Consider the following 24,000-nt stretch of genomic DNA (forward strand, 5'->3'; position numbering starts at 1 on the left):
TTAGAGGAATTGCCACAAGATACGATAAGCTAAAACGTAACTATCAAAGCGCTGTTGCTTTAGCTTGTATATTTATATGGTTGCCTCTTTAGCTCAATTTATCGGCTGTAAATGTCAACACACCCTAGTTTTAAATCCACAAATAGACAGTAAATACTGTAAATGAAGCATCCGATATCGGGTGCTTTTTTTCTTGTGACAATTCTAAAAAAAGAGTGCCTTATTTTAAGCAAAAATTCATTTCAGTTATCGAAGATATAAGCATCAAAATAACTGCATTGAGTGATGAATATGCATATGCAAGTGCATGAACTACAAGACTACGTTAAAAAAGTCCCCCAGATTACCGCGCTGTTTTGGTTGACCAAAATTTTTGCGACCACCTTTGGTGAAACCAGTGGTGATGCACTGTCCATGTCCTTAAATTTGGGCTATTTACTCAGTACCTTTATTTTCGCAGGCATATTTATCAGTCTGCTGTATTTTCAAATACAGTCCAAAGCCTATAAACCTTATTTATATTGGGCCACGATTATTGCTAGTACTACGGTCGGTACGACTTTAGCGGATTTTGTAGATCGTTCTTTAGGGATTGGCTACTTGGGTGGTAGTTTTCTGTTACTCAGTTTGGTTCTCATATCGCTTTTTAGTTGGTATCGAGTCGAAGGGTCAATCAATCCAAGTGTAGTGAATTTGCCGCACACACAGATCTTTTATTGGTTGACGATTACATTTTCTCAAACATTAGGTACGGCTTTGGGGGGACTGAACTTCCGATAGTGCAGGATTAGGCTATAGCGGTGGCATTTGGCTATTTGGTGGTTTAACTCTATTGATGGCGTTGTTGTACTTTTTTAGTCGGGTCTCAAAGACGATTTTATTTTGGGCTACTTTTGTTTTGACACGTCCATTGGGCGCAGTTGTCGGCGATTTTTTAGATAAGCCCATCAGTTCAGGTGGATTGGATTTAAGTCGCTTTATGGCTTCTTTTGTATTGTTATTGGCGATTGTGATTTGTGTCTATTGGTCAACTCGAAATGATAGGCAATCCATAAAACCAGTCTAAATGTTTTAGTGCGAAAACAAGTGATTTTTAAAATTAAAGTTCAAGTTGATTAAAACAGTTGGAAATGTCGTTTCGGTGAATCTAGTTGTGATTTTTTAAGGTATACTTTGCCTAATTTAAATGAATAGATTAGGAGCACACATGACTGTAGATGTCACTGAAACCATTTCTCAAACTGTACATCCCGCGTTTCAGTTGATTCGTCAACATCATGTTGAAGCTTTAGACATTTTAGTGTCTGAATATAAACACAAAGTGACTGGCGCAGTGCATTATCACTTAGCCACAAACCATGACGAAAACGTATTTTTAGTTGCCTTCCGTACGCAGCCGATGGATTCAAAAGGTGAGGCGCATATTCTTGAGCATACAGCACTTTGTGGCTCAGAAAAGTTCCCTGTACGTGACCCATTCTTTTTAATGATTCGTCGTTCCCTCAATACGTTTATGAATGCGTTTACCGCAGCGGATTGGACGGCATATCCATTTGCAACGCAAAACAAAAAAGATTTCCAAAACTTGTTAGAAGTTTATATGGATGCTGCTTTTGCTGCGAATTTGAACCCGCTTGATTTTGCGCAAGAAGGGATTCGTATTGAGCTAGAAAATGGAGAAGCTGTATATAAAGGCGTGGTATTTAATGAAATGAAAGGTGCCATGAGTTCACCTTCAGATCAGTTGTATCACCAACTTGCCCATCATTTATTCCCAGAAACGACATATCATTACAACTCAGGTGGTGATCCTAAAGACATTCCTGACTTAAGTTATGAAGAGCTAGTAAGTTTCTACAAATCACATTATCACCCAAGTAATGCGGTGTTCATGACCTTTGGTAATGAGCCTGCTTATAACTTACAAGAACAGTTTGAAACGCTTGCTTTGTCAAAATTTGAAAAAGGTCAAACGCTGTATTCAAAACCTGAGCGTCGTTTAACTGCGCCTGTAACGGTAACCGAAACATATGCAGTTGATGCTGAAGACCTTAAAGACAAAACCTATCATGTACTTTCTTGGTTATTGCCAGAAGCAAGTAATATCAAATTACGTTTAGGTATGCGTTTGGTTGAGGGTGTATTGCTTGAAGATTCTGCTTCACCTTTACGTCATTACTTAGAAACCTGTGGTTATGCGCAGTCTACTGGTCCATTTATGGGCGTAGATGACTCAAACTATGAAATGACGTTCTACTGTGCAATTCAAGGTTCCAACCCTGAGCATGCAGAACAATTTAAAAATGGCGTGTTTAAAGTATTAGAAGACGTTGCGGCTAAGCCTGTTGATCCGGCTTTAGTTGAGGCGATTTTACATCAGATTGAATTGCATCAGCGTGAAATCAATGGTGATGGTACACCATATGGCCTAAGCTTAATTCTGAATGGTTTAAGCAGTGCGATTCACCATTCAGACCCTGTAGATGTTTGGGATGTGGATACGGCCATTGAACAAGTGAAGGAAGAGTTGAAAGACCCAATGTGGTTATCTAACTTAATCAAAACCTACTTGCTTGATAATCAACATCGTGTGCAATTAACTTTGGTTCCAGATGCTGAAAAAAATGCGTTGGAAGCGGCAGCAGAAAAAGCACGTTTAAAAGAAATTGATGCGAACTTAACTGAAGCGCAAAAAGCAGAGATTATTGCGCAGACTGAAGCACTGAACATTCGTCAAGATACCCCAGATGATTTGAACCTATTGCCTAAAGTAGGTTTAGAAGACGTTCCTGCACAATTACAGATTGTACAAGGTCAATTACGCGAAATTATCAGTAATGGCTTGGATACGCCGTTAAATCTTTACCACGCAGGCACCAATGGTCTTTATTACCAACAAGTTTTGATTCAGATTCCTGATGAAGTGGTGCAATCGCCGTATTTCAATCTTTTATCGATTTTGATGGGTGAAGTTGGTGCAGGTGAATACGACTACTTAGAGCTACAACAGTTGCAAACAGCTGTGAGTGGCGGTTTAGGTATGGGTGCATCGCTGCGTTCAAAAGTGGATGATAAAGGTCAAATTAGTGCTTGGCTAACGTTGACCACTAAATCATTGGTGAATAATCTTGAAGCCATTCGCTTATTGAAATTGGCTTTTGAACAGCTACGTTTTGATGAAAAAAATCGTATCGTAGAGTTATTGCAACAACGTAAAGCACGTTGGCAGTCACGTGTATCTGGTTCTGGTCATAGTTATGCAATGCAAATTGCAGGTCGGCAACATAGTGCATTGGCGCTACGTGATTATCATAATACAGGCCTAGGCGCGCTGAACTGGCTGTCAGAACTTGTCAGCAAAATTGAGCAAGACGACACGGCTTATAATGCCTTGATTGATGAGCTTAAGTTAATTCATAACCGTTTGCTTAAAGCACCAAAACAATTCTTGGTGGTGTGTGAGGAGCATCATTCAGACCGATTGGTTGAAGAAGTTCAAACCATTTGGGATAAAGTGGCGATTGATGATAACCCACATGCTTTAACTCAAGTGAATTTTGCAGATAGCAACAATGACGAAGCTTGGCTCATTCAAGCCAATGTTCAGTTCTGCGCTTCAGCATATCCTGCGGTGGAAGTGTCACATCCAGATGCAGCACCTTTAATGATTTTGGCGGCTTATTTGCGTAATGGCTTCTTGCATAGCGCGATTCGTGAAAAAGGTGGTGCTTATGGTGGCGGAGCAAGCTATGACGGCAATGCATGTTCATTCCGTTTCTATAGCTACCGTGACCCACGTTTAGCTGAAACGTTTAAAGATTTTGACGCAAGTGTGCAGTGGCTACTGAATGCTGAACAACAACCTCATCAGCTAGAAGAAGCGATTTTGGGTCTAATTGCCAGCATGGATAAACCGGGGTCACCAGCGGGTGAAGCCATTACAGCTTGTTATGCTTTATTGCATAAACGCACGCCAGCTTTCCGTCAAATGTTACGTGAACGTCTGTTGAATGTGACTTTGGAAGATCTAAAACGTGTTGCTGTGGCGTACTTGGTTGAACAACAACCGACAAAAGCTGTGGTTGCACCGGTGGCTAAGCGAGATGCTTTGGTTGAGCTTGGTTTCGAAATAAAACAAGTGAATTAAAACAAAAAAGGGGTTTTTATGGCGTTCAAATCTCTTGAGCGTACGACATTGCAACTGAGCCTCATTGCGCTCAGTTCAATGTATGTCAGTACTGTAAATGCACAAAATGCGGATGTGGCTGCTAAGCCTGCAACCGCAGAAGCATGTGTGGCACTTGAGTCAAATGCAGAGCGATTATCGTGTTATGACGCTTTGTTTAAAGTGCAACCTGCTGAAAAAGAAATGTTGGTCTCTGAGCGTCAAGCCGCACAAGAAATTAAGCCTGAACCGACAGAGAAACTAACTTTCAAAGAAAAAGTCAGTCATGCGTTTACGGACCGTTTATTTGCTGTAGAAGCACCGAACCTCAATCCAAATCTTTCACTATTGGATAGTCGTTGGGAGCTTTCTCCAGAAAGTAAATTGGGAACATGGAATATTCGCGGCTATCAACCTGTGTATTTAATGCCGGGATATTGGACATCGGATAAAAATGAACGTCCATCAAGCCCGAATGAAAACAACACGGTACAAGCCGATCAGGAACAAAACCTAAAATCGATGGAAGCCAAGTTCCAATTGTCATTAAAAACCAAAGCTGTTGAAAACTTATTTGGTGATAATGGTGATATCTGGTTGGGCTATACCCAGTCTTCTCGTTGGCAAGTCTACAACGAAGACGAATCACGACCATTCCGTGAAACCAACTATGAACCTGAAGCTAGTCTGGTTTTTCGTACCAACTATGAACTCTTAGGTTTGAATTGGCGTATGTTGGGTCTAACCTTTAACCATCAGTCTAATGGACGTTCTGATCCCTTATCGCGGAGTTGGAACCGTGTCATGTTAAATCTAGGATTTGAACGTGACAATTTTGCACTGATGTTACGTCCTTGGTATCGTTTCGAAGAAGATACCAAAGATGATAACAACCCAGATATTACCGACTATGTGGGACGTGGGGATTTAACAGCATTTTATCGTCATAAAGATCATGACTTTAGTTTGATGTTGCGCCATTCACTAAAAGGTGGTGATGATTCACATGGTGCTGTGCAGTTTGATTGGACTTTCCCAATCAATGGTAAATTGCGCGGTACAGTTCAATTGTTTGATGGTTATGGTGAAAGCCTGATTGACTATAACCATCGTGCAACCTATGTCGGTGTCGGTGTGTCATTAATGAATTGGTTTTAATGATTGCTCAATAATTAATTTACGGACGTAAAAGTAATTTCGCATTTTTAAGATGCTTTTAAGTCTAATCGACGGAGTCTTATATCTAGGGATTGAATAAAGGGATTAGCCTTCGGCTGGAGGTACTTTTGTTTCGGCAAAAGTACCCAAAACCATTGTCATCCGCAAAACTCGCTCTCTAGCGTCTATTTATTTAAAGTATCGCAAAAACATTTTTGATTAGAAGTCATCCTGTCTCAAACACTTGCGGATGACCTTACCGCGTATCGTTCTTTCATTTGAATCAAATTACGCTACTGATGTTACTATGTAACATCAGTAAATAAAAAAACCACGCTGCGGCGTGGTTTTTTTATAGCTGAGAGAAAATGTACAAATCAACCAATCTGGATCTCAGAAGGCGGGTGTTTTAAGCGACTCTTCTTCGGTGTAGCAATCAGATAAGCCAGTGTTAAGGGGCCAAGACGGCCTGCGAACATTAATAACATCAAAGCGACTAAACTGGCGGGTTGTAAGTCACTGGTAATGCCACGAGATAGACCAACGGTGCAGGTAGCGGATACAGCTTCAAAGAGTAAGTCTAAAAAGCGTTTGTCAGGCTCTAGTACTAAGAGACTGAAAAAACCAATGAAAATCAACGTCACTGTAATGAAAATCACCGCTAATGCTTTGAAGGTGGTTTTTTCAGAAACAGAATGGTTGAATACACGCAGTTCATCTTCACGTCTTAAAAAACTGACCACACTGAGTACAACAATAATAAACGTCCCGACTTTGATGCCACCAGCTGTACTGAGAGAACCACCTCCAATAAACATCAGCAACATCGTGATGAGTGATGATGCATCGCTCATGCTTTCCATAGGTAAGCTGTTAAAACCCGAAGAGCGCGGAACCGTTGCATGGAACCACGCGTTGAGGGCTTGGTCACCAAGTGACATCGTGGCTAAGGTAGCCGCATTATTGGCTTCTAATAACCAAATGGTGATGAAGGCAAAGACATTTAAGCCTGCAATGGTCGATAAAATCAGCTTGCTATTGGTGCTGAGTTTTTTCCAACTTTTATTGCGCTTAATGTCCATCAGTACCAAAAAGCCGATACCACCAATGATGTAAAGCATACTGATGGTAAACGTAATGAAATAACGGTCAGCAAAGCTCATTAAACTATTGGGAAATAATGAAAATCCACCATTATTAAATGCTGAAACACTATAAAAGGCAGCATAAAACAGGGCCTGGTTAAAATTGTATTCTTGCATCCAAGCGATGGTCAAAATTACCGTTCCCACCATTTCAAAAAATAGTGAATACAGCAGTACGCCTTTGATGGTCATGGTCACTTTGGCAAGGCTGGTTTGTCCAATGGTTTCTTGAGCCATAATTTGTTGTTTTAGCCCAATTTTAGGGGACAAACTCATAGCGGCCAATATCGCAAAGGTCATAAAGCCGAGACCGCCGCATTGTAGTAAACCCATAATCACGACTTTACCAAATACCGTATAGGCTTCGCCGACATTTACAACTGAAAGTCCTGTAATGGTTACGGCAGAGGTCGCTGTAAAGAGGGCATTGATCCAACTTAAATCGCCATGATGTGAATAAGGGAGTTTTAACAGCAAGGTGCCAATGATAATAAGCCCAAGAAAACCCAATGCCAAAATACTGGGTGGGCTAAGATTAATGGTATTACGCTGTTTATTGTGCAGTTTCATGTTTTTCTACTGTCATTTTGCGTGATTATGTGCAAAAGGAGCACGACGCTGATTACAAAGTTGCTTTGAAATGTTTAGCCAGTCGACGTAAATGTTCGAGTAAACCTTCAACCACTAAAATATCACCTGTTTGTAAAATCAGGTTTGGATCTAAACTATATTGAAGCTCGGTGCCACGTTTATGCAAAATTGTTTTCACTTCAGGGACATGATCCATTATTTGATTTAAACGCGTGCCTTGTTGTGATTCTTTAATTTCAACTTTCACCAAATAATGATCATCTTCGAGCACCATGTAGCGGCTCACCATTGGATAACTCAATGACTGGGCAACGCGGACACCCATATCTTCTTCAGGATGGATGATTTTGCTGATGCCTAAATGGGTTAAAATCATGTGATGCGCTTTGGACTTGGCTTTGGCCCAAATTTTGTTGATCCCCATGTTTTTAAGATGAAGCACACATAAGATGCTGGCTTCAATATCTTCACCAATCGCGACAACGACGGCTTCACAATTTTGAATATTGAGTTCTTGTAAAACGTGCTCATCTGTTGCGTCAGCAATCACTGCATGGGTCAGTTGGTCTGAAATACTTTCAACAAACTTTTTGTTGCTATCGATTCCAATGACATCGTGTTTTAAACCCATGAGTTCAGTGGCTACAGTTGCGCCAAAACTTCCTAAGCCAATCACAGCGAATTGAGCCATGCCGTATTCCTAAATTATTCTAAAGTTATTGAATATGTTGATGTTAGCTTGTTCAGCCTAGAGCGGCTATGAAAATTTACATAATCCATCTAAACCGAAAAGCTCTAATTTTTAATTTCTTCAGTATTTTGATAGGCATAAAGTTCAGCAATATTGGGGCAATTTTCCATAACTTGTTGGTATTTAAAAATTTCATAGCCTAAGTTGTTTTTCAGAATATATTGAAATTGATGCTGATCTTCTTTAATGACATTTAAGGTGGCTTTACGAACAAGTTCGGAATTGTTTTTTAAACGGTTTAAGCCATCGCATGAAAATTCACGGATGATGGCTTGAACAGATTCGGGAGCGGTTTGATCATTTAGCTCATCAAAGCGAATATATACAATGAAATTTGGATATTGATTCAGCATTTCAGCTTGCGCGGTATAGCCGTAAATATTTTCTAGATTTTGCGTACGGGACTGATTTGGAATTTGTTTCATATTTTGACGAATCTTATCTTCCTCTTGCTTAAGTTGATAAGCCGGATATACATAAAAATATCCACCTAAACCCACAATGACGATCATAAATAAGGCATAAAAATTCAATTTTAAATATCCATTTTGTTTTATTTTCAATGGATTATAGGGTATGGTTAAATTAACAACAATGACAGCGTTGATGAATTAATTTGATGAATTTATTTATTTTGATTCAGGAAATAGTTGATGCAAATAAAAAAGCTAGAACCTAGATCCCAGCTTTCATATAGAAATTTTACTTATTTCAAGAAACGTTGATAACCGAGGTTATTGGTAATCTCAACATATGGATAGGTAATATTTTCCAATGTTTCAATTAAACCATCTGGGTTTTGTTTCGCATCCGTTGCTTCCATACCCACCAATACACGACCTTCAGCAGCACCGTGGTTACGGTAGTGGAATAGGGTGATGTTATGCGTTGGGCCTAGACGTTCTAAGAAAGTCAGTAATGCGCCCGGACGTTCGGGGAATTCCACGCGGAATAGGCGTTCATTTTCGATATCGGCATGACCGCCAATCAAATAACGGATATGCAGTTTAGCCACTTCATCATCAGAAAGATCGTCTACATCGTATTGGAATTTTAAGGTTTCAAAAATTTCCTGACGTTCTTTCTCACCATTTTTGAGACTAATACCCACAAACACTTGAGCGGCACTTGAGTTGCTTGCACGGTAGTTAAATTCAGTGATATTACGGCCTTGTAGTGCACGGCAGAATTTAAGGAAAGAACCTTTTTCTTCTGGAATGGTCACAGCAAAGATCGCTTCTTTACGTTCACCCAGTTCGGTACGTTCTGCAATGTAGCGCAGACGGTCAAAGTTCATGTTTGCACCGCAAACAATCGATACCATATTTTTACCTTCTAGACCATGCTCAGCTACATACTTCTTAATACCTGCAAGCGCCATTGCACCTGACGGCTCTACAATGCTGCGGCACTCATCAAAGGTATCTTTAATCGCTGCACAGATTTCATCGGTATTTACCAGTACAACTTCACGCTCAACAATTGGGCCTGAGTTATCTGATTTTTGTAGTTGAATCACTTCAAACGGTTTTTCACCAATTTGTGCAACGGCTGTACCGTCGGCAAAAAGACCTACAGATGGAAGAATGACACGTTCATTAGCTTCAAAGGCTGCTTTTAAACAAGCCGATTCGTCATATTCAACAGGAATGACTTTAACATGCGGTGCCACATCGCCTAAATAAGCGGCTACACCGGCAATAAGACCGCCACCGCCTACAGCAACGAATACATAGTCTACATCACGCCATTGACGAAGAATTTCATTGGCAATGGTTCCTTGACCGGCCATAACGAGTTCGTCGTCATAAGGTGGAATAAAGGTCATACCTTCATCTTTTGCACATTGGATTGCATATTTATTGGCTACGTCAAAAGAATCACCATGCAGAACCACTTCACCGCCTAAGCGTTTAACCGCTTGTACTTTAATGTCTGGTGTGGTTTTAGGCATAACAATAATGGCGCGAATACCTAACTTTTTACCAGATAACGCCACGCCTTGAGCATGGTTACCTGCAGAAGCAGTAATAACGCCACGTTCCAACTGAGATTTCGGTAATTGACTAATACGGTTGTAGGCACCGCGTAGTTTGAAAGAAAAGACAGGTTGTAAATCTTCGCGTTTAAAGCGAATGTTATTGTTTAGTTTTTCACTAATTCGTGGCGCTGCTTCGAGTGGGGTTTCGATTGCAACGTCATAGACCGTTGCCTGTAATATTTGTCGAACCAAACGAGACAGCATGTTAATTTTCCATCTAACAGTTTAAAATAGGCGTTCATTGTAACAAACACCTGTACATTTGGGCTGTAAAATCAGCAACAAATGTCAAAAAATAGTTGAGCCAAGTTATGAGTCTGTATGCTACCCAAGATGAAAAGAAACAAGCTGCCGCAAAAGCTGCGTTAAAGCATTTGCCAAAGGGCGGTATTTTGGGTGTTGGTACAGGAAGTACTGTGAACTTCCTCATCGAATTATTGCCGGAGCTTCAACTCGAAGCCGCTGTTGCGAGTTCTGAAGCAACTGCACAGCGTTTGAAAAAATTAGGCATTGAAGTGGTTGATATGAACCACGTTGGCGGTTTAGATGCCTATGTGGATGGCGCGGATGAAATCGACCGTCATATGCACATGATTAAAGGCGGCGGTGCTGCGTTGACTCGTGAAAAAATCGTTGCATCAATTGCGAAAAAATTCGTTTGTATCGTAGATGATTCTAAATGGGTTGATCAGTTGGCACGTGAATTTCCACTTCCTGTAGAAGTGATTCCAATGGCACGTTCTGCTGTAGCGCGCAAAATCGTTTCTTTAGGTGGTGACCCTGTGTACCGTGAAGGCGTAGTAACGGATAACGGTAATGTAATTTTAGACGTACACAACTTAAATATCTTAAATGCATTAGAGCTTGAAAAAACATTGAACGACATCCCAGGTGTAGTGTGTAACGGTATTTTTGCATTAAACAAAGCGGATATTGCTGTTGTTGCGACTGATAACGGTATTGAAGAGCGTACTGCTGTTTAATCTATAGAAAATTTAAATGTAAATAGAGTTTCGATTTATATTTAAATTTCTAATGGAAGTTCCCTCTCCTTTGAGGAGAGGGTTAGGGAGAGGTCAATTTAAAAGTCCCCCTCATCCTAACCTTCTCCCAGAGGGAGAAGGGACTCCTAATATATTTTTGAAAATATTTAAAATTCAATTTATGCATTATTAATAAGCTTTTAAAAGAATAAATGACACCCAACCTTCCTGAAATTCAAATCACTCGAAAATTACGTGCAACACGCCTCAGACTGCGTGTAGAACCAACTCAAATTAAATTAACGGTTCCCCAGTTTTGTACTCAGCGCCAAGTTCAAGATTTTCTGAAACAATCTGAACAATGGATGATTGAAACATGGCAGAAGCAGCAGGAAAAAACAGGGCAGATTGATAAAACGCTTCCAGTAGAATTAGAACTTTTCAATCTAGAACAGCCTCTAAGCATTGTTTATAAAGTTCAAAAACATTCATTCATCTTAGATGAAGAAAATCATCAACTTTTCATCAGTGATCGGCAGCCTGAGCAATATTTAAAAAGTTTTGTGATTGCTTATGCCAAAGAGTATTTACCAATTTATTTAAAGCAAGTGAGCAGTGAAACAGGCTTGAAATATGGTGAGTGCTCGATTCGTCAGCCCAAAACGCGCTGGGGAAGCTGTTCAGCGCGCCATGATATTATGCTGAATAGCGCATTGGTGCTGTTTCCAGAGCAAGTTGCACGATATGTGGCTGTACATGAGTTAGCGCATACCAAGCACTTTGACCATAGCCCAAACTTTTGGGCTGAAGTGCAAAAGCATGATATAAATTTTCAGCAGCATCGAAAAATACTAAAAATGACGGCAATGCCTTGGTGGTGGGTGCTCTGAATTAAAGGCACTAAGTTGTAAACACTAAAGCATTTCTTAATATATTATTTCAATTAAATCAAATCCTTCTTGGTATGTAGGCGGTTCTAATGCGTAATAAACATTGGTTAATGCCATCAGATCGACTATTTCATCTGAAGGGTGTTGAGCGTTTCTTTTTATGCATACTTCGAGCGGGATTTGAAACCATACAGCAACGCATTTTTTACCCAATTATTTAGCTTGCTCAATTATCGGTAGACGTTCAGATTGCTTTACTAAAATAGCATCAAAAATAATATTTTCAGGTTCGCGGGATATTTGGTTTTTGGCCCAAGTTGATTTCCCAGCCCCTTGGCATCCGATCAATATATAAATGATTTTAACCTTTGGGTTAGTTTTTAATTCATGCTTAAAAGCGTCAAAACAGCATTGCCATGCTGGAATATTTCTTTCTTTAGTGAAGACACGACCTTGAGCTGTGGATAGGTAATGATCAGGATTTATATGCATGATCTGACTTAATAGGATTCAGAAGATAAGCTAACATTATAAAGTGAAGCTTTATATGTCAAAACAGTTCAGAAATCCTCAACTTCCTGTCATACTAGGCAGTCATCAAATGGATACTTTGAATAGAGGTAATGAGCGTGATTTCAGTAGGTATTGTCGGCGGTACAGGTTACACAGGTGTTGAATTACTGCGTATTTTACTGCGACACCCAAATGCGGAAGTGAAAGTTTTAACTTCGCGTACTGAAAATGGCCGCCGTGTGGATGATATGTTCCCAAGTTTGCGTGGACATACAGACCTTTGCTATTCAGATCTAAATATTGAAGAACTAAAACACTGTGACGTTGTATTCTTTGCGACGCCGCACGGTGTTGCAATGAAACACGCAGAAGAGTTAGTTGCTGCAAATACTAAAGTGATTGACCTTGCTGCTGACTTCCGCTTGCAAGATTTAGCTCAATTTGAGAAATGGTATGGCCTAGATCATGCATGTCCAGAGCTATTAAAAGATTCAGTTTATGGTTTGTCTGAATTAAACCGTGAAAAAATTCAAAAGGCTTCAGTGATTGGTAACCCAGGTTGTTACCCAACAACTGTTCAGCTCGGTTTAGCGCCAGTATTAAAAGCCGAAGGATTAGTGAAACCTGAAAGCATTATTATTGATGCAAAATCAGGTGTGTCTGGTGCAGGTCGTAAAGCCAGCCTAGGTATGATCTATTCTGAAAATGCAGATAACTTTAAAGCATATGGTGTAGCAGGTCACCGTCATCATCCCGAAATAGTAGAAGCCTTAGAAAATATATCAGGTCAAAAAGGTGTGTTTAACGAAATTTTATTCGTACCGCATTTAGTACCGATGATTCGTGGCATGCTCAGTACTATCTATATTGATTTGACAGACGCAGGTGCTTCTGCGGATTTACAAAGCATATATGAACAGTTCTATGCCAATGAGCAGTTTGTAGATGTTATGCCTGCAGGTAGCTCACCTGAAACACGTACTGTGCGTGGTGCGAACCAATTACGTATTGCGATTTGCAAACCTCAGCCGAAAAAATTAGTGATTTTGGTGGCTCAAGACAACTTGGTGAAAGGTGCAGCAGGTCAAGCCGTACAAAATATGAACTTGATGTTTAGTTTTGCTGAAAATGCAGGACTTCAAGGCATTGGTTTATTACCATAAGAAACGATTTAAAACTTCACACACATTTAAAACTGGATTTAAATGTGTGCCTTGAGTGAACTAAAAATAAGAGATGACGATGTCGAATACAGAATCTAATTTCAAGTCAGAACCTGAAAACAGTGAAAAAACGCCTTTTATGAAGACGAATATGCCACTGGCGATTGGTGCAGTTGTACTTGCATTGAGCAGCGGTTTTCTCGGATATAGTATCGGTCATCGTCAGGGCTTAACTGTGGTCGGTTATGATGCAGATGCAGAGCAACTTGTTGATGTGGTGCAAAAGCAAAAAACTGAATTAGCAGGCCTGAATAAAAGTTTGAATGCGGCAATCCAAGAGCGTGATGTCGCTGTAAGTAATTCAAATGATTTATATTTGGCTGTTAAAAAAGCACGTGATGATCAAGAATTAACGGGTAATTTGGGTGTTTTGTATCGTGAAGTATTACGCCAACGTGGTGGTATGCCTCTTGCAGTACAACATTTAGCGATTAAACCGTTACCTGAAAATGCGTATGAATACCAACTTGATCTCGTTCAAGTAAGTCCGTCAAAAAGTAATGTATCTGGAAGTGTTGAGCTGCGTCTAATTAAGGGTACAGAAGTACTTGCAGTGCCTTTAGAAGACAAAAACTTTAACTTTAGCGAAAGTGAGCGACTCACTGGACGTTGGACCATGCCAAAAGGCTTTAGTCCAGACTTTATTGAAGTGCGTTTAAGCGGTTCTAAACCCGTTATTCGCCGTTTTAGCTGGTCGAAAGGTCAGCCTGTTGAAAATCAATCTGCCTTCCTTTCAGAAATTCCTCAAACTGAAGCAAGTGCAAACTAAGTGTGAAACCTAAATCCTATGCGAACCAATAAGCGTCAAACGTGTTTATCTGACATTAAAAATTCATTTTACCAATCTGGTTTAGTGGACTGGCATCTAAACCCGACTCTCAGCCAAGGTGCGCAGGATGATGGTGATTCAGACATTCAAGTATTGACTGCGCCACCTGAGTTAAAGCGTCCTCCTATGTATGCTGTCGTTTTAATGAACGATGATTACACCCCAATGGACTTTGTAATTGAAATTTTACAACAATACTTTGCTTTGAATCTTGACCAAGCCACTCAAGTAATGCTAACTGTACATTATGAAGGAAAGGGTGTTGCAGGGGTTTATCCGCGAGACATCGCAGAGACTAAAGCAAATCAGGTCAATAATTACGCTCGGTCGCAAAGTCATCCATTACTTTGTCAGATTGAGCCAAAAGATTAATAAGGGGATTACATGCTCAGTCGTCAATTAGAAGTATCATTACGTTTGGCTGTCAGCATGGCTCGTCAAAAGAGACATGAATTTTTGACGGTAGAACATTTATTATTGGCTTTACTGGATAATGATTCCGCTGTTAATGCATTGAAAGCATGTGGCGCAGACATTATTGTGCTTCGCAAAGAACTTGAAGAATACGTAGAACAACATACCCCTAAGCTTGGCGAAAATAGCGATCAAGCACCACATCCTACAGAAAGTTTTGATCGTATTTTGCAACGTGCAATTTTCCATGTTCAATCGAGTGGTAATGACCGCACTGTAGAAGGTGCAGACATTTTAGTTGCGATGTATTCAGAGCGTGATTCATTTGCGGTGTATTTACTTAAACGCCATCAAATCAACCGTTTGACATTAACGCAGTATTTGTCTCATGGCACACGTAAAGATGAAGTCCAAGCCGAAGAAGAAATCGAAGAGCTCGATGGTGAAAGCACCACGTCTTCAAATTCTGGCCCATTTGAGCTTTATACGACCAATCTCAATGTTGAAGCTCAAAAAGGCAAAACAGATCCACTGATTGGTCGTGAAAAAGAGATTGAACGTACAGCTCAAATTCTATGCCGTCGCCGTAAAAACAACCCACTTTTGGTGGGTGATCCGGGTGTAGGTAAAACTTCGATTGCTGAAGGATTGGCTTGGCTCATTGTAAATGGTAAAGCACCTAAACCGCTTGAAAATGCAGAAGTGTTTAGTTTAGACATTGGTGCTTTAGTCGCTGGAACTAAATACCGTGGTGATTTTGAAAAGCGTTTAAAACAACTGCTAAATGCCTTGAAGAAAAAGCCCGAAGCTATTTTATTTATTGATGAAATTCACATGATCATCGGTGCAGGCTCAAGTATGGGCAGCACGATGGATGCATCGAACCTCATCAAACCTGCTTTGGCGAATGGTACTTTGCGTTGTATCGGTTCGACGACTTTCCAAGAATACCGTCAAGTCTTTGAAAAGGATCATGCATTATCTCGTCGTTTCCAAAAAATTGATGTCAATGAACCATCTATTTCAGAAACGATTGATATTCTGCGTGGCTTAAAAGGCAAATTTGAAGAATTCCATCATGTGAAATACGAAGATCAAGCGTTGGTTTCTGCGGTAGAACTATCTGCAAAATTTATCAATGATCGTTTCTTGCCTGATAAAGCCATTGATGTGATTGATGAAGCTGGTGCGCAGCGTCGTTTAAAAGCTGAGCAAGATGATACAGTCATTTCAGTTGAAAACATTGAAGATATCGTTTCGAAAATTGCGCGTATTCCACCGAAAACTGTCTCTAAAGATGACAAGAGCGTTCTTGAAAATCTAGAGCGTGATCTGAAACGTGTGGTGTTTGGTCAAGATGAAGCGATTGAAGCGCTTGCATCTGCGATTAAATTATCTCGTGCAGGTCTTAAAGCACCAGATAAGCCAGTGGGTAATTTTGTATTTGCTGGTCCTACAGGCGTGGGTAAAACTGAAGTCACTAAGCAATTGGCAAAATTGTTAGGCGTTGAACTTGTGCGTTTCGATATGTCTGAATACATGGAACGTCATGCCGTATCTCGTTTAATTGGTGCGCCTCCGGGTTATGTAGGTTTTGATCAAGGAGGTTTGTTGACCGACGCGATTCATAAAAATCCGCATTGCGTACTTTTACTAGACGAAATTGAGAAAGCGCATCCAGATGTCTTTAATTTGTTACTTCAAATTATGGATCATGGTTCATTAACGGACAACAATGGTCGTAAATCTGACTTTCGTAACGTCGTGTTAGTACTGACTACGAATATTGGTGCAGAATCAATTTCACGAGTGAGCATTGGTTTCATGGACCAAGACAACAGTAATGACAACCAAGACGCGATGAAAAAAGCCTTCTCTCCAGAGTTTCGTAACCGTTTAGATGGTGTAATTCAATTTAAAGCATTGCCAACAACGGTCATTGAAAGTGTGGTTGATAAGTTCTTAACAGAGCTTCAGGCACAGTTAGATGACAAGAAAGTGGTTCTTGAAGTCGATCAAGATGCACGCGAATGGATGGCCGAGCAAGGATACGATCGCTTGATGGGCGCTCGTCCAATGCAGCGTTTAATCCAAGAGCATTTGAAAAAACCGCTTGCTGAAATGATTTTGTTTGGTGAGCTTGCGGAACATGGCGGCAATGTTGCTGTTTCAGTGAAGAAAGAAAATGGCAAAGCAGTGGGCTTAAAACTCGAAGTGTTTGAAGACCAAACCGCTGAACCTGCTTAATCAATTTAATTAACAAAAACCCGTGCTTGCACGGGTTTTTTATATTTATTCAACGCTAGATTTGGATTTCTCAATGATGGACGTATCATTAACAAAAGTGCTGACCACTTTCGGTTTATTTGCACTAACAGCATTGATGGAAATTTTAGGCTGTTACTTCCCATATTTGATTTTAAATCAGCAAAAATCGCAGTGGTTATGGATTCCAACAGCCCTTGCATTGGCTGCATTTGTTTGGTTATTGACTTTGCATCCAGCAGCTTCGGGTCGCATTTATGCAGCCTATGGCGGAATCTACATTTTCTCTGCATTGCTGTGGTTGCGTTTTGTCGATCACGTAAATCTAACGCGATGGGATATGTTAGGTGGCATCATCGTATTGGTGGGTGCAGCTGTGATTGCATTACAGCCTCAAGGTTTAATTCGTTAAGTAAAAAAACATTGCAGAAGGTAAACCAAGAGCTGTAAGAAATCAGATGTTTATTTAAATTTACATTCAGCGTTGTGGATTTTTATTTCGTATTTCTGTTGAGGTGAAGATAAATCCATTTCCAATACATATGGATTTACACGTTGAAATTGATGCTCAAATAGCAATTCACAATTTTGTAGAGAATTCTTTTTAATCAGTTGTTTGACTTGCTGTTGACCCACCGATTCTGCAAATTGTGTAAAGTCAGGTGTGGTGATAATTCCTTCGATCTCTATTTTATCTGCTGAAACTTCCATTTTTTCCATCAACATATTTTGGTCAACTTGATAAGGAAGAGTACGAGAGTCTTCGTCACTTATGGCAGAAAGTATTTCATCTAATGCTGTCTTATTTTTAATTTGATATGAAGCATCCAAAATTCCTTTTTTTACGAGGTAGTGATCTAACTCAGTTGGAGATGCTGCAAATGTAACGGTGCTTAGGCCCAAAGAGACTAAAATTAAAAAGCGTTTTTGAATGTGCATATTTTAAATCACTTATAAAAGTTATGGTTTTATTAAAGCACGCAAAAACAAAAAAAGCACCCTAAGGTGCTTCATTTATCTAAGTAAAACCTTAGTCTTTTTTAAGATTTTCGTTAATTAAAAATTCAACAAGTGCTTTTTGTGCATGTAAGCGATTTTCAGCTTCATCCCAAACCACGGCATTTTTGTGATCAAGCATATTTTCAGAAATTTCTTCGCCACGATGCGCAGGTAAGCAGTGCATAAATAGGCAGTCAGCGTGAGCAAGATCCATCAGGCGTTCATTCACTTGATAATCTGCAAACGCTTTTTCACGAATTTTTTGTTCTTCTTCTTGGCCCATACTTGCCCAAACATCTGTCACGATTAAATCTGCATTAACTGCAGCATCTTCTGCAGAATCAACAAGTTCCACACAGTGTGCAAATTCAGATAAAAATTCTGCTTTAGGTTCATAGCCCTTAGGTGCAGCGATTTTTAATTTAAAGCCCCACATATGAGCAGCTTCAATATATGAGTTACACATATTGTTGCCATCACCAATCCAAGCAACCGTTTTACCTTCAATAGAACCACGGTGTTCAACGAATGTTTGAACATCGGCAAGTAATTGGCAAGGGTGGTGATCATCTGTTAATGCATTGATGACAGGAACTTTTGAATAAGAAGCAAAACGTTCAACAATGTCATGACCAAAAGTACGAATCATCACAATATCAAGCATACTTGAAATCACACGTGCAGAATCTTCTACTGGCTCACCACGACCTAATTGAGAGTCGCGAGATGAAAGGAAAATTGCGCTACCACCAAATTGGCTCATTCCTGCTTCAAACGATACACGTGTACGGGTGCTCGATTTCTCAAAAATCATGCCCATGACTTTACCAACGAAAGGTTGGAAAACTTCATTGTTATGCTGTTTGCGCTTGAGTTCGATACCGCGCTGTACAATTTGGTTAAGTTCTAAAGTCGATAAATCGCGTAAAGTTAGAAAGTGACGTAGAGCCATTGTTACTCCACAATAATTGCTGAATCAAAAAACAAAACAACAATTAGTTGTTGGTTGGTTAGAGAAAAAGGAATCGATTAATATACTATAAGAGAGGTAAAATGCAAAAAATCTAGCGCTTTTGGTGACCGTCTAGGAAACGATCGACGCAATAACTGATGTAATTGATGGTTTCTTGATCATTTTCGTCAATGCTGATGCCCATGAGAACGCGCCATTCTAAATTACGCAAAATTCCAAAATAAAATTGAGCCGAAAACAACGGGTTTTCACAATACAGCAAACCGTGTTGATGCGCTTGATTTAAAATTTCTGCAACGGTGTTCTGAATTTGTTTTGGGCCTTGCTCATGAATATAACGTGCTATTTCAGGATTACGTCCTGTTTGTTCTAAGACTAACCGCATAAATGCCGCATTTTCAGGCATCACAATATGCTGATGAAAGTCACTTAAAGTATTGATGAGATAAGCACGAATATCGGTGTCAGGGCTCACCGTAAATGGTAGGCAAATATCTTTGAAAAATAAGCAGCGACGATAGTCACAAATAGCCTTAAATAATCCGTCTTTATTACCAAAATATTTATAGATTGACGCTTTTGAACCACCTGCATGATTCACGATGTCATCTAATGAAACTGCATCAAAACCACGTTTTAAAAAAAGCTCCGTAGCACTTTCTAAAAGCGCAACACATCGTTCATGTCCGCGCCTCGTTTGTGGCTGGTCATGCGTTAGAGGTTCAATGTGTATTAAATCTTGCATAAAGTGATAATTTTTAACAAAAAAAGAGCTGATTTGACGATAATTATAGCAAAAAAATTAGTACTTTTCTGCTTTGCTTATAAATCAGAGATCTTTGACTAAAGAATAACAACAGATAGGTGACAAGTGAAATATTTGACTAAAGTTTTAGAGTTAATATTCTACAAAGCCATAGAGTTGGAAAAAAATATGGATATACTCAAACTTCGAAAATTAAAGTAAATGCCGTGGAAAGGAATATGACACAACAAACGTCTGCAGGCTTAAGATTTAGACAAGCATTGGAAGTAGAAAAACCATTACAAATCATTGGCACAGTAAATGCCTATGCAGCAATGATGGCAAAAGAAGTTGGCTATAAAGCCATATATTTATCTGGTGCAGGTGTTGCGAACTATTCTTATGGTTTACCTGACTTAGGCATGACCAGTTTAGACAATGTTTTGGAAGATGTTCGTCGTATTACTGAACGTGTAGATACGCCATTACTTGTCGATATCGATACAGGTTGGGGCGGTGCATTTAACATTGCTCGTACTGTGAAACAAATGATTGCTGCGGGTGCAGCAGCGGTGCATATCGAAGACCAAGTGGCACAAAAACGTTGTGGTCACCGTCCAAACAAAGAAATTGTGTCACAACAAGAAATGGTTGACCGTATTAAAGCGGCAGTCGATGCAAAAACCGATTCAAATTTTGTGGTGATGGCACGTACAGATGCATTACAAAAAGAAGGTTTGCAGGCAGTGATCGACCGCGCATGTGCATGTGTAGAAGCAGGAGCAGATGCGATCTTTGCTGAAGCAATGACAGACATCACCATGTACAAAACAGTCTGCGATGCTGTGGGTGTACCTGTACTGGCAAACATTACAGAGTTTGGTGATACCCCTTACTACACCAAAGAAGAATTAGGCGAGCAAGGCATTTCAATGGTGCTTTATCCATTGTCTCCGACACGTGCAATGCAAAAAGCGGCACTCGAAGTGATGCATGCAATCCGCAATGACGGTACACAAGTCAATGTACTGGATAAAATGCAACAACGAAAAGAACTCTATCAATTCCTCGATTATCACACTTTTGAAAATACCTTAGATAAATTGTTCACTGAAGGAAAATAAAAAATGGCTGAAGGAAAAGTACTCACGGGCGCAGGACTGCGCGGACAAGTAGCGGGTAAAACTGCACTTTCAACTGTAGGCAAAAGCGGTGCGGGCTTAACCTATCGTGGTTATGACGTTCAAGACTTGGCAGAAAACTGTCAGTTTGAAGAAGTTGCGTACCTGATTTTCTTTGGTGAATTGCCAACAACAGAACAATTAGCAGCATACAAAGCTAAACTCAAATCATTGCGTCAATTGCCACAAGCGTTGAAAGAAGTATTAGAACGTATTCCTGCGGACTCACATCCAATGGATGTGATGCGTACAGGCGTTTCAATGTTAGGCAACCTTGAAACTGAACAATCGTTTGAACAACAACAAGATGTTGCAGACCGTATTTTGGCAACGCTACCTGCGATCATTTGCTACTGGTACCGTTTCAGCCATGATGGTGTACGTGTAGAAGAAAACACCGATGATGATTCAATCGGCGCTCAATTCCTACATTTACTGCGTGGCGAAAAACCAAATGAATTGCACGAGCAAGTGATGAACGTATCACTGATTTTGTATGCAGAGCATGAGTTTAACGCATCTACATTCACAGCGCGTGTATGTGCATCAACATTGTCAGATATGCATTCATGCATCACAGGTGCAATTGGTTCACTACGTGGCCCATTACATGGCGGTGCGAACGAAGCTGCGATGGAAATGATTGAAAACTGGACGTCTCCAGAAGAAGCTGAACGTGAAATGCTCGGCAAACTTGAGCGTAAAGAAAAGATCATGGGCTTTGGTCATGCGATTTATAAAGACAATGACCCACGTAACGGCATCATCAAAATCTGGTCTGAACGCCTAGCGAAAGACGTTGGCGATACTGTGCTTTATCCAGTATCAGTACGCTGTGAAGAAGTGATGTGGCGTGAGAAGAAACTGTTCTGTAATGCAGATTTCTTCCATGCATCTGCTTATCACTTCATGGATATTGCAACCAAATTGTTCACGCCAATCTTTGTAATGTCACGTGTAACAGGCTGGGCAGCGCATGTGATGGAACAACGTGCGGATAACCGTATTATTCGCCCAAGTGCGGACTATACGGGCCCTGAATTACGTAAAGTGGTGCCGATTGCAGAGCGTTCTGCGGCATAATTTTAAAGTGAAATAAAAAAGCCTCTAAAGAGGCTTTTTTATTATTTGTTATTTGTGTTAACAATCTATTTGGTTAGTAAAACCGGATCTTCAACGCTATATCCCGTTTCAAATGGAATCCCTAAATATTTAACAGTCACTAAATAAAAAGGTTTTTGCACTACACGATAAGTTTTAGAGATTTTTAAACCTTCTTTATACGTCTCAGCCTTTTGTACAGCGCTTTTATACTGCGAATTTTTAACACGATATTGATAGGTCCATTTATCAATGGTTTCATTCGGGTCATACCATGATTTTGCAGTGCCATTCATGGTTGTTAATAACTGTATTCGAGCATTATTGTTATTTACTGGTGTTAATTTGACTAAACGCTTTTTTATTTTCGCGATTTCTTTATCAAACTGGGTGCTGTCTTGATCGTAATCAATCCGTTTTGTCTTGGGATTAATATATAAAGATTTTACTGTAATTAATTGCGTCGGCTTTTTGCTATTTAATTGATAATAATATAATTGTGGTAAACGACCACGACCATCTTCAAAATGACGCATTAAATAGATTTTTTGGTCTTTTTTATCAAAACCTAAAACCTCAATGTTTTGAGGACCGCCTACCGTCGCCAAAGCAGAGCAGGACAGTAGTGTGCTAATTGCGAATGCATTGAAATGACGTAGCTGCATTGTCTTGTCCTGATGAGTAAATTCCTGAATACAGTATGCGATGCAAAATGATATTTAAATATGAAGATTATGTATGTTTTATTCTGCATTTAAGATGTCTAATACACTGTGAGCAACATTTTCAGTTAACTGATCTAGGCGTTCTAAAGCCGTACCTAAAATAAAATAGTGATAATTATAGATACGACCGTCATGTAAGATTGAAATATAAAATGTACCTTCGGGTTTTTCTACGGTTGCACTGCCACCAGGTTTGAGTAATCCAGTGCAGGCCACCACAAAGTCCGCATGTAAAAATAGTTGTTGTCCTTGCTCAGCCATCGCTTGAGTCACTTCTGCGGATTCGGCCGTAAATTTTTCTATTAGTAGAGGATCTACTTTTAAAATTTCACGCTTGATTGATGGATCATAGCTCACTAGTCCACCTAATAAGATATCTGCACCACTATTCTTATAAATTGAAAATTGACTACATAAATAACCAGAGCTTGCACTCTCGATAAACGCGATAGTCATGGATTTTTGTTCTAAAGCATCGCAACACTGTTTAAGCATGTGCTTACCCCAAAGTAGAATGGTGAATGATCATTAGTATTCTTAAAATTTTAGCATTGATTTCGCTCGCCTGTAATTTCACTAAAAGTCTAAGTTGGTACTGTGTGTTGTGGAATTCACGAAAATAGCGTGATTGTTTAGAAGCTGTACGAAAATATGAAATAAAGGTTTCTTCGGAAGGAAAACGATGTTAAAACTTAAAATAAAGAGCGTAACAAAAGTAGGTTTATTTCAATGAAAACGACTGTTAAATATGTAGTATTAAAAAGCCTAGACTACCAATTGGGCACGCCACTTTTTCAAGAAGAATTAGACGCAGATAGCCTGTATTTTGATCAAATTCCGGCTGTAATTCAGTATCAAAATCATCAATTCAAAGTGAAAAGCAAAGAGTTAAAGCGTGTTTATTTGGCGGAAGAAAATGAAGACATGCAAACCATTATTGTGAAAGTACTTGCCGTTTAATTTCGATCAATTTGTAGTATTAATAATACAGTTCTCATTGAGTTGGGAACTGTATTTTTGTATTTGCCTGATTCAAACTTTAGATAAGTCTAGATTCAAAAGGGATATGTATTTTTTAATGATCACTTGATCCATAGCTCTAGCTATTCGACCAACGGCTATTTAATCCCCGAGATATTATTGAGTATAATTTATTTGTTTTTTCATGGGGGAAGAAATAATAGATCTCTTTCATAAATCAAAAAACGATCTTCTTTTTGGTTAATATTTGCACTCCGGATTTCTTAGCATTCGTGCATAATCTGCGGATGAAATACATCGATTCAAACAAGCTTTCTGATCCTCAGT

The 24,000-nt window shown here is 39.6% G+C and carries 22 protein-coding genes and 2 pseudogenes; 14 read left to right on the forward strand and 10 right to left on the reverse strand.

Features of this window, described 5'->3' with window-relative positions; translation table 11 throughout:
* The 4 genes and pseudogenes from FTV38_RS14255 to FTV38_RS14270 all read left to right on the forward strand — a co-directional run.
* Positions 1-92: pseudogene (locus FTV38_RS14255) on the forward strand (IS5/IS1182 family transposase); the annotation flags it as partial.
* Positions 93-291: 199 nt separating this feature from the next.
* A pseudogene (locus FTV38_RS14260) lies at positions 292-1,066 on the forward strand (hypothetical protein).
* Between the two features lie 141 nt (positions 1,067-1,207).
* Positions 1,208-4,147: an insulinase family protein gene (locus FTV38_RS14265; protein WP_180022829.1), complete on the forward strand. Its 2,940-nt coding sequence runs from the start codon at positions 1,208-1,210 to the stop codon at positions 4,145-4,147.
* Positions 4,148-4,165: 18 nt separating this feature from the next.
* Positions 4,166-5,323, forward strand: a complete 1,158-nt coding sequence (locus tag FTV38_RS14270; protein ID WP_180022830.1) for a phospholipase A — start codon at positions 4,166-4,168, stop codon at positions 5,321-5,323.
* Positions 5,324-5,700: 377 nt separating this feature from the next.
* Here the strand turns inward: FTV38_RS14270 and FTV38_RS14275 are convergent, their stop codons facing one another.
* From FTV38_RS14275 to ilvA, 4 genes are all read right to left on the reverse strand, one after another.
* Positions 5,701-7,038, reverse strand: coding sequence for a TrkH family potassium uptake protein (locus FTV38_RS14275; protein WP_180022831.1), 1,338 nt, complete (start codon positions 7,036-7,038; stop codon positions 5,701-5,703).
* 52 nt (positions 7,039-7,090) lie between these two features.
* Positions 7,091-7,750, reverse strand: coding sequence for a TrkA family potassium uptake protein (locus tag FTV38_RS14280; protein ID WP_078188649.1), 660 nt, complete (start codon positions 7,748-7,750; stop codon positions 7,091-7,093).
* A 104-nt stretch (positions 7,751-7,854) separates the two neighbouring features.
* Positions 7,855-8,322, reverse strand: a complete 468-nt coding sequence (locus FTV38_RS14285) for a hypothetical protein (RefSeq protein WP_180022832.1) — start codon at positions 8,320-8,322, stop codon at positions 7,855-7,857.
* Positions 8,323-8,516: 194 nt separating this feature from the next.
* A complete protein-coding gene (gene ilvA, locus FTV38_RS14290) occupies positions 8,517-10,055 on the reverse strand; it encodes a threonine ammonia-lyase, biosynthetic (RefSeq protein WP_078193470.1) in 1,539 nt (512 codons plus the stop codon).
* 107 nt (positions 10,056-10,162) lie between these two features.
* Between ilvA and rpiA the strand changes: the two genes are divergently transcribed.
* Entirely contained in the window at positions 10,163-10,834 is a 672-nt protein-coding gene (rpiA, locus tag FTV38_RS14295; RefSeq protein ID WP_078188646.1) for a ribose-5-phosphate isomerase RpiA, read from the forward strand.
* A gap of 212 nt (positions 10,835-11,046) precedes the next feature.
* Positions 11,047-11,724, forward strand: coding sequence for a SprT family zinc-dependent metalloprotease (locus tag FTV38_RS14300; protein ID WP_180022833.1), 678 nt, complete (start codon positions 11,047-11,049; stop codon positions 11,722-11,724).
* 213 nt (positions 11,725-11,937) lie between these two features.
* Here FTV38_RS14300 and FTV38_RS18155 read toward each other — a convergent pair whose 3' ends face one another.
* Positions 11,938-12,216 carry a hypothetical protein gene (locus tag FTV38_RS18155; RefSeq protein WP_228157131.1) on the reverse strand — a complete coding sequence of 93 codons (279 nt, stop codon included), beginning with the start codon at positions 12,214-12,216 and terminating at the stop codon, positions 11,938-11,940.
* Positions 12,217-12,347: 131 nt separating this feature from the next.
* Here FTV38_RS18155 and argC point away from each other — a divergent pair, with 131 nt between their 5' ends.
* The 5 genes from argC (at position 12,348) to FTV38_RS14330 (ending at position 17,380) form a co-directional block, all read left to right on the forward strand.
* Positions 12,348-13,400 (forward strand): N-acetyl-gamma-glutamyl-phosphate reductase, encoded by a 1,053-nt coding sequence (argC, locus tag FTV38_RS14310; RefSeq protein WP_180022834.1) that lies wholly within the window; start codon positions 12,348-12,350, stop codon positions 13,398-13,400.
* Positions 13,401-13,479: 79 nt separating this feature from the next.
* Positions 13,480-14,229, forward strand: a complete 750-nt coding sequence (locus FTV38_RS14315) for a hypothetical protein (protein WP_180022835.1) — start codon at positions 13,480-13,482, stop codon at positions 14,227-14,229.
* 18 nt (positions 14,230-14,247) lie between these two features.
* A complete protein-coding gene (gene clpS, locus FTV38_RS14320; protein WP_180022836.1) occupies positions 14,248-14,661 on the forward strand; it encodes an ATP-dependent Clp protease adapter ClpS in 414 nt (137 codons plus the stop codon).
* 12 nt (positions 14,662-14,673) lie between these two features.
* Positions 14,674-16,950, forward strand: coding sequence for an ATP-dependent Clp protease ATP-binding subunit ClpA (clpA, locus tag FTV38_RS14325; RefSeq protein ID WP_180022837.1), 2,277 nt, complete (start codon positions 14,674-14,676; stop codon positions 16,948-16,950).
* 76 nt (positions 16,951-17,026) lie between these two features.
* On the forward strand, positions 17,027-17,380 hold the full coding sequence (locus tag FTV38_RS14330; protein WP_180022840.1) for a YnfA family protein: 354 nt from the start codon (positions 17,027-17,029) through the stop codon (positions 17,378-17,380).
* Positions 17,381-17,430: 50 nt separating this feature from the next.
* On the opposite strand, the gene FTV38_RS14335 is transcribed toward FTV38_RS14330, so the two are convergent.
* The 3 genes from FTV38_RS14335 to FTV38_RS14345 all read right to left on the reverse strand — a co-directional run bounded on the left by FTV38_RS14335 (position 17,431) and on the right by FTV38_RS14345 (position 19,685).
* Entirely contained in the window at positions 17,431-17,907 is a 477-nt protein-coding gene (locus tag FTV38_RS14335; RefSeq protein WP_180022838.1) for a hypothetical protein, read from the reverse strand.
* Positions 17,908-17,998: 91 nt separating this feature from the next.
* Positions 17,999-18,919, reverse strand: coding sequence for an ornithine carbamoyltransferase (argF, locus tag FTV38_RS14340; protein WP_078193464.1), 921 nt, complete (start codon positions 18,917-18,919; stop codon positions 17,999-18,001).
* 112 nt (positions 18,920-19,031) lie between these two features.
* Positions 19,032-19,685 (reverse strand): TetR/AcrR family transcriptional regulator, encoded by a 654-nt coding sequence (locus FTV38_RS14345; protein WP_180007806.1) that lies wholly within the window; start codon positions 19,683-19,685, stop codon positions 19,032-19,034.
* 239 nt (positions 19,686-19,924) lie between these two features.
* On the opposite strand from FTV38_RS14345, the gene prpB reads away from it, so the two are divergent.
* Together prpB and prpC are read left to right on the forward strand one after the other, a co-directional pair.
* Complete coding sequence (prpB, locus tag FTV38_RS14350; RefSeq protein WP_078188636.1) at positions 19,925-20,809, forward strand: methylisocitrate lyase; 885 nt, start codon at positions 19,925-19,927, stop codon at positions 20,807-20,809.
* Positions 20,810-20,812: 3 nt separating this feature from the next.
* Positions 20,813-21,949 (forward strand): 2-methylcitrate synthase, encoded by a 1,137-nt coding sequence (prpC, locus tag FTV38_RS14355; protein ID WP_180007804.1) that lies wholly within the window; start codon positions 20,813-20,815, stop codon positions 21,947-21,949.
* A 65-nt stretch (positions 21,950-22,014) separates the two neighbouring features.
* Here the strand turns inward: prpC and FTV38_RS14360 are convergent, their stop codons facing one another.
* Positions 22,015-22,632, reverse strand: a complete 618-nt coding sequence (locus tag FTV38_RS14360; RefSeq protein WP_180022839.1) for an aminotransferase — start codon at positions 22,630-22,632, stop codon at positions 22,015-22,017.
* A 78-nt stretch (positions 22,633-22,710) separates the two neighbouring features.
* A complete protein-coding gene (locus tag FTV38_RS14365) occupies positions 22,711-23,187 on the reverse strand; it encodes a CinA family protein (RefSeq protein WP_168379808.1) in 477 nt (158 codons plus the stop codon).
* Positions 23,188-23,421: 234 nt separating this feature from the next.
* Between FTV38_RS14365 and FTV38_RS14370 the strand changes: the two genes are divergently transcribed.
* The gene (locus FTV38_RS14370; RefSeq protein ID WP_078190858.1) at positions 23,422-23,652 is read left to right on the forward strand and encodes a hypothetical protein; all 231 of its coding nucleotides are present in this window, start codon (positions 23,422-23,424) and stop codon (positions 23,650-23,652) included.
* Positions 23,653-24,000 lie beyond the last annotated feature (348 nt).

Source organism: Acinetobacter sp. YH16044 (assembly GCF_013417145.1).
Lineage (GTDB): Bacteria > Pseudomonadota > Gammaproteobacteria > Pseudomonadales > Moraxellaceae > Acinetobacter > Acinetobacter amyesii.

Excerpts from the sequence above, each read along its gene's own strand:
- FTV38_RS14335 (WP_180022838.1), bottom strand. The coding sequence starts at position 17,907 with ATGCACATTCAAAAACGCTTTTTAATTTTAGTCTCTTTGGGCCTAAGC.
- FTV38_RS14330 (WP_180022840.1), top strand. The coding sequence starts at position 17,027 with ATGGACGTATCATTAACAAAAGTGCTGACCACTTTCGGTTTATTTGCA.
- argF (WP_078193464.1), bottom strand. The coding sequence starts at position 18,919 with ATGGCTCTACGTCACTTTCTAACTTTACGCGATTTATCGACTTTAGAA.
- FTV38_RS14285 (WP_180022832.1), bottom strand. The coding sequence starts at position 8,322 with ATGATCGTCATTGTGGGTTTAGGTGGATATTTTTATGTATATCCGGCT.
- ilvA (WP_078193470.1), bottom strand. The coding sequence starts at position 10,055 with ATGCTGTCTCGTTTGGTTCGACAAATATTACAGGCAACGGTCTATGAC.
- FTV38_RS14270 (WP_180022830.1), top strand. The coding sequence starts at position 4,166 with ATGGCGTTCAAATCTCTTGAGCGTACGACATTGCAACTGAGCCTCATT.
- prpC (WP_180007804.1), top strand. The coding sequence starts at position 20,813 with ATGGCTGAAGGAAAAGTACTCACGGGCGCAGGACTGCGCGGACAAGTA.
- FTV38_RS14275 (WP_180022831.1), bottom strand. The coding sequence starts at position 7,038 with ATGAAACTGCACAATAAACAGCGTAATACCATTAATCTTAGCCCACCC.
- FTV38_RS14370 (WP_078190858.1), top strand. The coding sequence starts at position 23,422 with ATGAAAACGACTGTTAAATATGTAGTATTAAAAAGCCTAGACTACCAA.
- FTV38_RS14360 (WP_180022839.1), bottom strand. The coding sequence starts at position 22,632 with ATGCAGCTACGTCATTTCAATGCATTCGCAATTAGCACACTACTGTCC.
- FTV38_RS14315 (WP_180022835.1), top strand. The coding sequence starts at position 13,480 with ATGTCGAATACAGAATCTAATTTCAAGTCAGAACCTGAAAACAGTGAA.
- prpB (WP_078188636.1), top strand. The coding sequence starts at position 19,925 with ATGACACAACAAACGTCTGCAGGCTTAAGATTTAGACAAGCATTGGAA.
- argC (WP_180022834.1), top strand. The coding sequence starts at position 12,348 with ATGAGCGTGATTTCAGTAGGTATTGTCGGCGGTACAGGTTACACAGGT.
- FTV38_RS14300 (WP_180022833.1), top strand. The coding sequence starts at position 11,047 with ATGACACCCAACCTTCCTGAAATTCAAATCACTCGAAAATTACGTGCA.
- clpA (WP_180022837.1), top strand. The coding sequence starts at position 14,674 with ATGCTCAGTCGTCAATTAGAAGTATCATTACGTTTGGCTGTCAGCATG.
- FTV38_RS18155 (WP_228157131.1), bottom strand. The coding sequence starts at position 12,216 with ATGCATATAAATCCTGATCATTACCTATCCACAGCTCAAGGTCGTGTC.
- clpS (WP_180022836.1), top strand. The coding sequence starts at position 14,248 with ATGCGAACCAATAAGCGTCAAACGTGTTTATCTGACATTAAAAATTCA.
- rpiA (WP_078188646.1), top strand. The coding sequence starts at position 10,163 with ATGAGTCTGTATGCTACCCAAGATGAAAAGAAACAAGCTGCCGCAAAA.
- FTV38_RS14280 (WP_078188649.1), bottom strand. The coding sequence starts at position 7,750 with ATGGCTCAATTCGCTGTGATTGGCTTAGGAAGTTTTGGCGCAACTGTA.
- FTV38_RS14345 (WP_180007806.1), bottom strand. The coding sequence starts at position 19,685 with ATGCAAGATTTAATACACATTGAACCTCTAACGCATGACCAGCCACAA.
- FTV38_RS14265 (WP_180022829.1), top strand. The coding sequence starts at position 1,208 with ATGACTGTAGATGTCACTGAAACCATTTCTCAAACTGTACATCCCGCG.
- FTV38_RS14365 (WP_168379808.1), bottom strand. The coding sequence starts at position 23,187 with ATGCTTAAACAGTGTTGCGATGCTTTAGAACAAAAATCCATGACTATC.